The sequence below is a fragment of the Oceanicella actignis genome, from assembly GCF_008124525.1.
Taxonomy (GTDB): Bacteria; Pseudomonadota; Alphaproteobacteria; order Rhodobacterales; family Rhodobacteraceae; genus Oceanicella; species Oceanicella actignis.
In genome coordinates this window covers 92,552-101,784 of record NZ_VNHJ01000011.1, presented here as the reverse complement: position 1 = coordinate 101,784, position 9,233 = coordinate 92,552, and the positions used below count along the sequence as shown (strand labels likewise).

Sequence of the window (9,233 nt, the reverse complement as noted above, 5' to 3'; positions counted from 1 at the left end):
CCGCATGACGTGAAGGGGCAGGGGATCTACTGCTACGTCACGCTGATGGAGGGCGAGGCCTATGACGACGCGCTCAAGGCCGAGCTGCGCAACTGGGTGCGTCAGGAGATCGGCCCGATCGCGACGCCGGACGTGATCCAGTGGGCGCCTGGTCTGCCCAAGACGCGCTCGGGCAAGATCATGCGGCGCATCCTGCGCAAGATCGCCGAGAACGAGACCGGCGCGCTGGGCGATACCTCGACGCTGGCCGATCCGTCGGTGGTCGAGGAGCTGATCCGCAACCGCGCCGCAACCTGACCGCCCGCCGCCCCGCGCGGCGAACCCGCCGGGGCGCGCCGCCCGGGGCCGAGCGCCGGCCCCCCGCAACAGGCCCCGCGCCGCCCGACCGGCGCGCGGGCGAAACGAACCGCATCCCGCGCCGCGTGCGGGGGCGAGGCGCGGGGGCGTTTGACCGCGCCGTAGGATCCTGAAACGCGCCGCCCGCCGCCGCCCGGCGCGGCGATTGGGCGGCGCATCAGTCGGCGCGTCAGACGGCATGGCGGGCGGGGGCCCGTCGCCCGTTGCGCCGCGCGGCGGGGAATGCGGCGCTGCGCCATGGCGCGCCGCACAAGGTTTGCGCCGACGGACCCGCCATCGGTCAGACCCCGCCCCGGCGCGGGACGCCGGCGGCTGGGCAGGATGAGGGGATGAGGGCTGGCTTGGCGACGCCGCCGCGTCGTCGCCCCAGCGCCAGCGCGCCCCGAAGGCGCGCGCCGGCGCTGCGCCCGACCACGCGTGACGCACGGTCGGGCAGGGCGGCGCCGGTCCTTTCTCGGCCCGGGCCGGCGCGCCCTGGCGCGGGGGATGGGCGGCCGCTCAGCCGCCGATCAGGCGCGCAACCTGATCGGCCACGGGGTCGACGGAAAGGACCTGATCCTCTTCGACCGACACCTCGGCGGGGTCCTCGACCCTGCGCCAGGCCTCGCGCTGGTAGATCTCGAAGGGGCGGAAGCGGGCCTTGTAGTCCATCTTCTCGGAGCCGGGCACCCAGTAGCCCAGATAGACATAGGGCAGCCCGGCCTGGCGGGCGATCTCGACATGATCGAGGATCATGAACGCGCCGAGGCTGCGGCGCGGCATGTCGGGATCGTAGAAGCTGTAGACCATGGACAGCCCGTCCTCGAGCACGTCGGTCAGACAGGCGGCGATCAGGCGCTCGCGATCATGTTCGTCGCGGATCGTGTATTCGATGACGCGCGTGCGCACGGGCGTCTCCTCGATCATGGCGGCGAACTCGTAGACGTCCATCTCGGCCATGCCGCCATCGGCGTGGCGGCTGTTCAGATAGCGGCGGAAGAGGGTGTATTGCTCGTCCGTCGCGACGGCCGCGGCGGCGTGGCGCGCGACGTCGGCGTTCCTGCGCAGGATGCGCCGATGCGTGCGGCCGGGGCGGAAATCGGCGACGGGAATGCGGCTGGACAGGCAGGCCGAGCAGCCCAGGCACGAGGGCCGATAGACCACCCCCTGGCTGCGCCGGAAGCCGCGCAGCGACAGAAGATCGTTGAGCTGCGCCGCATCCGGGGTGCGCAGGGTGGTGAAAAGCTTGCGCTCGGATCGCCCCTCGAGATAGGGGCAGGGCTGCGGCGCGGTCACGAAGAACTGCGGCGAGATCTTGCCCGAGTGATGAGTCATCTTGATCCGATGCCGTGATGCGCGCGAAGGGAAGAAACGTCCGTCGGTCAGACTAGCAAGGCGCGGGGCGCGCGTCACCCTTTTCGCTCGTCGCCCGCGCCGCGGTTGCGCGGCGCGGGCGGGCTGCGGCGCGTCAGGCGCGTCAGGCGCGCGGGTCCGGAGCCGGTGCGGCCGGGGTCGAGGCCGCCGCGGCGCGGCGCTCGGCCATGAACTGGTCGAACTCGGCCTGATCCTTGGCGCGGCGCAGGCGGGCGAGGAATTCCTCGAAGGCGGCCTGTTCCTCCTCGAGGCGGCGCAGCGTGGCCTCGCGATAGGCGTCGAAGGCGGCGTTGCCCGTGCCCTCGGCGCAGGCGGCGCGGCGGTTCCAGCTTCGGTTGCGGCAGTTCTTGCGTCCCATGCGTCCGCTCCAGATCATGTAGAAGAGAAGGGCCAGTCCCACCGGCCATGCGAGAACGAATGCCGCCACCATGGCGGCGATCCAGGCCGGCCGGCCCATGGCGTCGAGGCGCTCTTCGGCGGCGCGCAGCCAACCGGCCACGGCGTCGAGCCCCGTTCGCGGCGCGCCCTCGTCGGTTCGGGCGGCGTGTGCGGCATGCGTCATCGAGCGATCTCCCATCCTGCGGGGTGAATGTTATTAACATTAACATAAGTGGCGCCGCGGGCGCCGCGCCGCAAGGGGCGCGGCGAAGATTTTCGCGCTCAGCCGCCCGCGGCGTCCGGGCCGGGCGGCGGCGCGCCGCCAGGGGCTTCGTCCTCGCGCAGCACGCCAAGGCCGCGCAGATAGACCAGCGCGCCGCTTTCGAGCAGCTCGTCCGGCGCCCAGGGGGCGCGCAGGCCCGCATCCTGGCGCGCGACCAGCTCGACCACGCCATGGGCCAGCGCCCAGACATGCATCGAGACCATCAGCGCCGGCGGGCGGCGGTCGGGGGGCAGGCGGGCGATCAGCGCCTCGGCCGCGGCGGTCATCGCCGCCATGGCCCGGTCGGACGCGGCCTGAAGCGCCGGATCTTCGGCCGGGCGGATGCCGGATTCGAACATGGCGACGTAGTAGGCGGGCTCGCGCCTGGCGAAGGCCAGATAGGCGCGCCAGACGGCCTCGAAGGCGGCCAGCGGGCTGGGGCCGCCCATGGCGCGCGCATGTTCGAGCAGATCGGCGAACAGGGCGAAGCCGCGGCGGGCGACCTCGGCCAGAAGGGCCTCGCGATCCTTGAAGTGGCGATAGGGCGCGGCGGGCGACACGCCGGCCTCGCGCGCGGCCTCGGCGAAGGTGAAGCCGTGCGGCCCCTTGCGCGCGATCAGCGCGCAGGCCGCCTCGACCAGCGCCTCGCGCAGGTTCCCGTGGTGATATCCCTTGCGCCCGCCGCCGGGCGCGCCTTCGGCGCCGGTCATGGCGCCGTTATATGTGGGCCCGCGGCGCGGGGCAACGCGCGCTCAGGCCAGCGGGATGGTCAGCGGATCGCCGGCGATGGCCGGATCGCGCCGCCCGATCGCGCCAAGGTCGCGGCCCTCGTAATCCACGGCCGAGAGGATGGCGCGCATGATCTCGAGCCGCGCGCGGCGCTTGTCGTCGGCGCGCACCACGGTCCAGGGCGCGGCGGCGATGTGGGTGCGGCCGAACATCTCGCGGATGGCGTCGGTGTAGTCGTTCCAGCGCCCGAGGGATTCGACGTCGATGCGCGACAGCTTCCATTGCTTGAGCGGGTCGCGCTCGCGCGCCAGAAAGCGGCGCAGCTGCTCGGCCCGGCTGATGGTGAGCCAGAACTTGAGCAGGGTGACGCCCTCGCTGACCAGGGCCTGCTCGATGCCGGGAACCTGTAGGAAGAAGCGTTCGCGCTCTTGCGCGGTCGAGAAGCCGAACACCCGTTCGACGACGGCGCGGTTGTACCACGAGCGGTCGAACAGCGCCATTTCGCCCGAGGTGGGGAAGTGGCGCACATAGCGCTGGAAATACCACTGGCCGCGCTCGGCCTCGGTGGGGGCGGGCAGGGCGACGACATGCGCGCGGCGCGGGTTGAGGTTCTCGGTCACGCGGCGGATGGCGCCGCCCTTGCCGGCGGCGTCGCGGCCCTCGAACACGGCGATCAGGCGATGGCCCGAGGCGGCCATCCAGGCCTGGAGCTTGACCAGCTCGATCTGCAAGAGGCGGTAGGCCTCGCGGTATTCCTTTCCGCCGAGGCGGCGCGGGTAGGGATAGTTCGGGTCGAGGATGACCGAATCGTCCCTGGCCTTGCGCACGGCCTCGCGAATCTCGTCCGGCGCCTCGGATTCGAAGAAACGGGTCACGGCGCCGTCGAAGGGCGTGCGGGCTGGGTCGGTCATCGGGCCTCCTCGGGCGTGGCCAAAGCGTGCGCGCCCAGCTTGCGCGCGGCGGCGGGGCCGGCGCAAGGGGCGCGGCGGCCCGAGGCCCGGCCCCGCCGCAAGGGGCGGCGCCGGCCGCGCCGCGCGCTCGGCTGGGTCAGGCGGTCTGCGGCTGCGCCTCGGCGGGGGTTCCGATGCGGGCGATGTCGTAGGGCGTGGTCTGGTAGATCTCGTTGATCCAGTTGCCGAACAGCAGATGCGCGTGGCTGCGCCAACGGTTCTCGGGCGGGCGCGAGGGATCGTCGCCCGGAAAGTAGTTGACCGGCAGCTGGATGTTCTCGCCGCGGGCGACGTCGCGCTCGTATTCCTCCTGCAGCGAGGTGGTGTCGTATTCGATGTGGTTGAACATGTAGAGCGCGCGCCGCCCGGCATCCTCGATCAGGCAGGGGCCGGTCTCGTCGGCGGCGGCGAGGATGCGCAGATGGGCCGGCACCTCGTGCGCGCGCACCTCGGTCCAGCGGCTGACCGGCACGACGAAATCGTCCGAGAAGCCGCGCAGATAGGGCGAGGCCGGGGCCAGGTTGCGATGGCGGAAGCAGCCGAAGGCCTTGCGCGCGAGCGGGTGCTTGGGCACGCCGTGGAAGTGGTGGATCATCGCCTGCGCGCCCCAGCACACGGCGAAGGTCGAGTGCACGTTGGTCTGGGTCCACTCGAAGACGCGGGTCAGCTCGGGCCAGTAGGAGACCTCTTCGAACTCGAGCAGCTCGACCGGCGCGCCGGTGATGATGAGCCCGTCGAACTTGCGCGCGCGCGCCTCGTCGAAGGTGACGTAGAAGGCCTCGAGGTGGTCGGGCGCGGCGTTGCGCGGCGTGTGGCTGCCCATGCGGATCAGCGTCATCTCGATCTGCAGGGGCGTCGCGCCGATCAGGCGGGCGAACTGGGTCTCGGTGCGCTCCTTGTTGGGCATCAGGTTCAGAAGCCCGATCTGGAGCGGGCGGATGTCCTGCCGCAGGGCGGTCTCCTCGGACATGACCATCACGCCCTCGCGCGCGAGGACGTCGATGGCGGGCAGTCCAGAGGGGATCTTGATGGGCATGGATCAGGTCTCCGTCACGGCATGATGCAGGTCGCGCGGGGCGTTCCCGCCCGACGATCTAACGCGGCGCGCGCGCGCGGGCAAATCCTGCGCGTTCACGACGGCGCATGGGCGCGCTCGAGCGCCTCGGCGACCAGGCGCAGGAAGTCGTCCTCGGTCTGGACGGCGGCCACGTCGTCGGCCTCGACCGCGACGCCCCAGTTGCGCGCCAGCGCCTCGTAGAGCGGGCGGCGGTGGGCGATGATGCGCGCGAAGCCCCAGCGGATGAAGGCGTCGGGGTCGGCGTCGCCTTCCTCGCAGCCGGTCTCGTCAAGGAACTCGCGCCACAGCCGGTGCAGGAGGTCTTCGTTGTAATACATGGGCTTGGGGGCGCGGTCGAAGCGGGCCTTGAGGGCGTCTTCATGCTCGCGCCCGCCGCGGATGTAGACCAGCAGCACCGCGCGCGACAGGGCGCTGAGCACGGGGTCGTGGCGGTCGTCGGGGTTGACGACCTCGCAGATCGAGCCCGAGGTGTCGCAGATGAAGTTGGCGTAATCGTAGATGTCGCGGGCGCGGTCGATGAAGGCGCGCGCGTCCAGCGTCGCGGCGATCTCGGCCTCGCGGTGCAGGCGCTGGCGGCGCAGATACTCGTCGAAGGGCATGCCGCCGCGCGCCGGATCGCCGGGCTTGCCCAGCCAGGTGGAGAGCGGCGTGAGGTTGTGGAAGCTGAGCTTCGAGCGGATCTGCAGCGAATCCGAGCGCAGCAGCGCGCGCAGCGTCGGGTTCTTCATCGCCTCGCGCTTGAAGTCGTCGTCGATGCGCTCGCCGAGATAGCGCGTGCCGATGCGGTAATCGACCGAGTAGTGGAACCAGTCGCCCTGCTCGCGCAGCAGCGAGGACAGGCGCGTCTTGCCCACGCCGGACATGCCGATGAGCGCCACCGCCTTGCGCGGGGCTTCGAGCCAGGAGCGGGCGTCGGGCAGGTGCATGTGTGATCTCCGATGGATGGTCCGCGCCGATGGTGTTAGCCGCGCGCGGCGGCGAAGGGAAGCGGTGCCCGACGTGATCGCCGCGCCGTTGCGCGCGGGCCCGGGGCGGGTCATGCTGACCGCGCGGGCCGCCGGGTTGCGGCCGGCCCGCCGACAAGGGAGGAGCCGAGATGTTCGCAAGACCGATGCTGGCCGCGCTGGCGGCCGGGGCGCTGCTGCTGGCGGCGCCGGCGGGGGCGCGCGCCGAAGGGAGCGCCGCCGAGGCCGCGCAGCGCGACGAGGCGCCGATCCGCGTGGCCATCCACGTGGACGAGAGCGATCCGGCGCGCATCAACATGGCGCTGAACAACGCGGCCAATCTGCGCCGCCACTATGCCGAGGAGGGCCGCGAGGTCGAGATCGAGATCGTCGCCTACGGCCCCGGCCTGCACATGCTGCGCAAGGACACGAGCCCGGTGGCCGAGCGCATCGCGGCCATGTCCATGGAGTTCGAGAACCTGACCTTCTCGGCCTGCGGCAACACCATGCGCGGCATGAGCAAGCGCGAGGGCAAGCCGGTCGAGCTGCTGCCCGAGGCGCGGGTGACGCCCTCGGGGGTGGTGCGGCTGGTCGAGCTGCAGCGCGCGGGCTGGGCGTATGTGCGGCCCTGACGGGGGCAAGCGAAAGGGCCGCGGCTTGCGCCGCGGCCCTTGATGCGCATCGCCCGCGGGCGGGCGATCGGGGCTCGATCAGACCCGGGGCTGATCGTCCGCGCGGCTGTCCTCGTCCACGATCGGGCCCTCGTCGCCGCGGGCGTCGATCACGTCGTCGGCGGCCGCCGCGCCCACATCGTCGAACAGCTCGGCGATGTCGAACTCGGCCTCGGCCTCTTCCTCGGCGCGCAGCTGCTGGATGGTCTTGCCCGAGGCCTGGATCTCGGCCTCTTCGGGCGAGCGGGCGACGTTGAGCGTGATGGTCGCCGTCACCTCGGGATGCAGCGTGATCACGACCTGGTGCAGGCCCAGCTCCTTGATCGGGCGCGACAGCTCGACCTGGCGGCGCTCGATCGAGAAGCCGCCCTCGGTCGCGGCCTCGGCGACGTCGCGCGGGGCGACCGAGCCGTAGAGCGCGCCGGCCTCGGAGGCCGAGCGGATGATGACGAACTGCTGGCCGTCCAGCTTGGCGGCGACGGCCTCGGCCTCCTTGCGCAGCTCGAGGTTGCGGGCCTCGAGCTGGGCGCGCTGCTCCTCGAAGCGGGCGAGGTTGGCCTTGGTCGCGCGCAGGGCCTTGCCCTGGGGCAGCAGGTAGTTGCGGGCGTAGCCGGGCTTGACGTTCACGACGTCACCCATCTGGCCCAGCTTGGCCACACGTTCCAGAAGAACGACTTCCATGGCGCCTCTCCTCACTTCACGACGTAGGGCAGCAGGGCGAGGAAGCGGGCGCGCTTGATGGCGCGCGCAAGCTCGCGCTGCTTCTTGGCCGACACCGCGGTGATGCGGGAGGGCACGATCTTGCCGCGCTCGGAAATGTAGCGCTGCAGCAGCTTGACGTCCTTGTAGTCGATCTTCGGGGCGTTTTCGCCCGAGAAGGGGCAGGACTTGCGACGGCGGAAAAACGGTCTGCGGGACATGGCTCTTTATCCTTCCTCAGTCTTGCGCCGGATCAGTCGCGCCGGGGGCGGGGCGCGCGGTCGCGGCCGCCGCGGCCGCGGTCGTCGCGCGAGGCCTTGGCCTGGAGCACCGCCGAGGGACCTTCCTCGTGCTCCTCGACCTTCACGGTCAGCACGCGCATGACGTCGTCATGCAGGCGCATGAGGCGCTCCATCTCCTGCACCGCGGCCGAGGGCGCGTCGGTGCGCATGAAGGCGTAGTGGCCCTTGCGGTTCTTGTTGATCTTGTAGGCCATGGTCCGCAGGCCCCAGTATTCCGAGCCGACGACCTTGCCGCCATTGTCCTGAAGGATCTGCCCGAAGTGCTCGATCAGCCCTTCGGCCTGCGCGTTGGACAGGTCCTGACGCGCGATGAAGACGTGCTCGTAGAGAGCCATGCGTCACCCATTTTCTTGCGGGCGCTTCAAAATGCGGATCGGCCATCCCCTGGGCCCGCATACGAGAGGCGCCGCGGCGTTTTCGGACGGGGATCGGGGCCGTATCGCGCGAATCGGGCGTCGATGCAAGGGGGCCGTCTGGACGGCGCGCCCCCGCGCGGGTAGAAGCGCCCGCAGGCGCGCCGCCCGGGCGGCGCGGCCAAAGGCGGTGCAGCAGTGCAGGAGCGGTCATGACGCGCGCTTTCATCTTTCCGGGCCAGGGCGCCCAGACGGTCGGCATGGGCAAGGACCTGGCCGAGGCCTACCCGGCCGCCGCGGCGGTGTTCGAGGAGGTGGACGACGCGCTGGGCGAGAAGCTCAGCGCGCTGATCTGGGAGGGTCCGGCCGAGGCGCTGACGCTGACGGCCAACGCGCAGCCGGCGCTGATGGCGACCTCGATCGCGGCGCTGCGCGCGCTCGAGGCCGAGGGCGCGGGCGTCGCCGACGCGGCCTTCGTGGCGGGGCACTCGCTGGGCGAATACTCGGCGCTGTGCGCGGCGGGGGCGTTCTCGGTGGCGGACGCGGCGCGGCTTCTGCGCCGCCGCGGCGAGGCGATGCAGGCCGCCGTCCCGGTGGGCGAAGGCGCGATGGCGGCGATCCTGGGGCTTGACCTGGCGGCCGTGCGCGAGGTCGCCGCCGAGGCCGCCCAGGGGCAGGTCTGCGAGGCGGCCAACGACAACGACCCGGGCCAGGTGGTGGTGTCGGGCGCGCGCGCGGCGGTCGAGCGCGCGGTCGAGCTGGCCAAGGCGCGCGGCGCGCGGCGGGCGGTGCTGCTGCCCGTGAGCGCGCCCTTCCATTGCGCGCTGATGGCGCCGGCGGCCGAGGCGATGGCCGAGGCGCTGGCCGAGGTGACGATCGAGGCGCCGGCGGTCCCGGTGGTGGCGAATGTGCGCGCCGAGGCGGTGAGCGATCCCGAAGAGATCCGCCGCCTGCTGGTCGAGCAGGTGACCGGCTCGGTGCGCTGGCGCGAGAGCGTGATGTGGATGGCCGCCCAGGGCGTGACCGAGACGGTCGAGCTGGGAGCGGGCAAGGCGCTGTCGGGGCTGGTGCGGCGGATCGACCGCAACCTGTCCTGCCATGCGGTGAACACGGCCGCCGACGCAAGGTCGGTGGCCGAGGCGATCAGGAAGGGATGA

12 protein-coding genes are annotated in these 9,233 nt (G+C 71.9%); 3 read left to right on the top strand and 9 right to left on the bottom strand.

Features of this window, described 5'->3' with window-relative positions; translation table 11 throughout:
- Nucleotides 1–297 (top strand): AMP-binding enzyme (locus LY05_RS13900; protein ID WP_428842407.1); only part of this gene is annotated, 297 nt, incomplete at its 5' end.
- A gap of 558 nt (nucleotides 298–855) precedes the next feature.
- Here LY05_RS13900 and LY05_RS13895 read toward each other — a convergent pair.
- The 6 genes from LY05_RS13895 to LY05_RS13870 all read right to left on the bottom strand — a co-directional run bounded on the left by LY05_RS13895 (nucleotide 856) and on the right by LY05_RS13870 (nucleotide 6,033).
- On the bottom strand, nucleotides 856–1,671 hold the full coding sequence (locus tag LY05_RS13895; protein WP_072748309.1) for an arginyltransferase: 816 nt from the start codon (nucleotides 1,669–1,671) through the stop codon (nucleotides 856–858).
- Between the two features lie 142 nt (nucleotides 1,672–1,813).
- A complete protein-coding gene (locus LY05_RS13890) occupies nucleotides 1,814–2,272 on the bottom strand; it encodes a DUF2852 domain-containing protein (protein WP_148923549.1) in 459 nt (152 codons plus the stop codon).
- A gap of 98 nt (nucleotides 2,273–2,370) precedes the next feature.
- On the bottom strand, nucleotides 2,371–3,060 hold the full coding sequence (locus tag LY05_RS13885; protein WP_148923548.1) for a TetR/AcrR family transcriptional regulator: 690 nt from the start codon (nucleotides 3,058–3,060) through the stop codon (nucleotides 2,371–2,373).
- 42 nt (nucleotides 3,061–3,102) lie between these two features.
- A complete protein-coding gene (gene ppk2 / locus LY05_RS13880) occupies nucleotides 3,103–3,990 on the bottom strand; it encodes a polyphosphate kinase 2 (RefSeq protein ID WP_148923547.1) in 888 nt (295 codons plus the stop codon).
- A 136-nt stretch (nucleotides 3,991–4,126) separates the two neighbouring features.
- Nucleotides 4,127–5,065, bottom strand: a complete 939-nt coding sequence (locus LY05_RS13875) for a homoserine O-succinyltransferase (protein WP_148923546.1) — start codon at nucleotides 5,063–5,065, stop codon at nucleotides 4,127–4,129.
- A gap of 95 nt (nucleotides 5,066–5,160) precedes the next feature.
- The gene (locus LY05_RS13870) at nucleotides 5,161–6,033 is read right to left on the bottom strand and encodes an ATPase (RefSeq protein ID WP_072748313.1); all 873 of its coding nucleotides are present in this window, start codon (nucleotides 6,031–6,033) and stop codon (nucleotides 5,161–5,163) included.
- A gap of 170 nt (nucleotides 6,034–6,203) precedes the next feature.
- On the opposite strand from LY05_RS13870, the gene LY05_RS13865 reads away from it, so the two are divergent.
- Complete coding sequence (locus LY05_RS13865; protein ID WP_072748314.1) at nucleotides 6,204–6,683, top strand: DsrE family protein; 480 nt, start codon at nucleotides 6,204–6,206, stop codon at nucleotides 6,681–6,683.
- 78 nt (nucleotides 6,684–6,761) lie between these two features.
- Here LY05_RS13865 and rplI read toward each other — a convergent pair whose 3' ends face one another.
- From rplI to rpsF, 3 genes are read right to left on the bottom strand one after another with little or no spacing between them, the layout of a single operon-like run.
- Nucleotides 6,762–7,403: a 50S ribosomal protein L9 gene (gene rplI, locus LY05_RS13860; RefSeq protein ID WP_148923545.1), complete on the bottom strand. Its 642-nt coding sequence runs from the start codon at nucleotides 7,401–7,403 to the stop codon at nucleotides 6,762–6,764.
- A gap of 11 nt (nucleotides 7,404–7,414) precedes the next feature.
- Entirely contained in the window at nucleotides 7,415–7,642 is a 228-nt protein-coding gene (gene rpsR / locus LY05_RS13855; RefSeq protein ID WP_072748316.1) for a 30S ribosomal protein S18, read from the bottom strand.
- A 32-nt stretch (nucleotides 7,643–7,674) separates the two neighbouring features.
- Nucleotides 7,675–8,058 (bottom strand): 30S ribosomal protein S6, encoded by a 384-nt coding sequence (gene rpsF, locus LY05_RS13850; protein ID WP_072748317.1) that lies wholly within the window; start codon nucleotides 8,056–8,058, stop codon nucleotides 7,675–7,677.
- A gap of 230 nt (nucleotides 8,059–8,288) precedes the next feature.
- Between rpsF and fabD the strand changes: the two genes are divergently transcribed.
- On the top strand, nucleotides 8,289–9,233 hold the full coding sequence (gene fabD / locus LY05_RS13845) for an ACP S-malonyltransferase (RefSeq protein WP_072748318.1): 945 nt from the start codon (nucleotides 8,289–8,291) through the stop codon (nucleotides 9,231–9,233).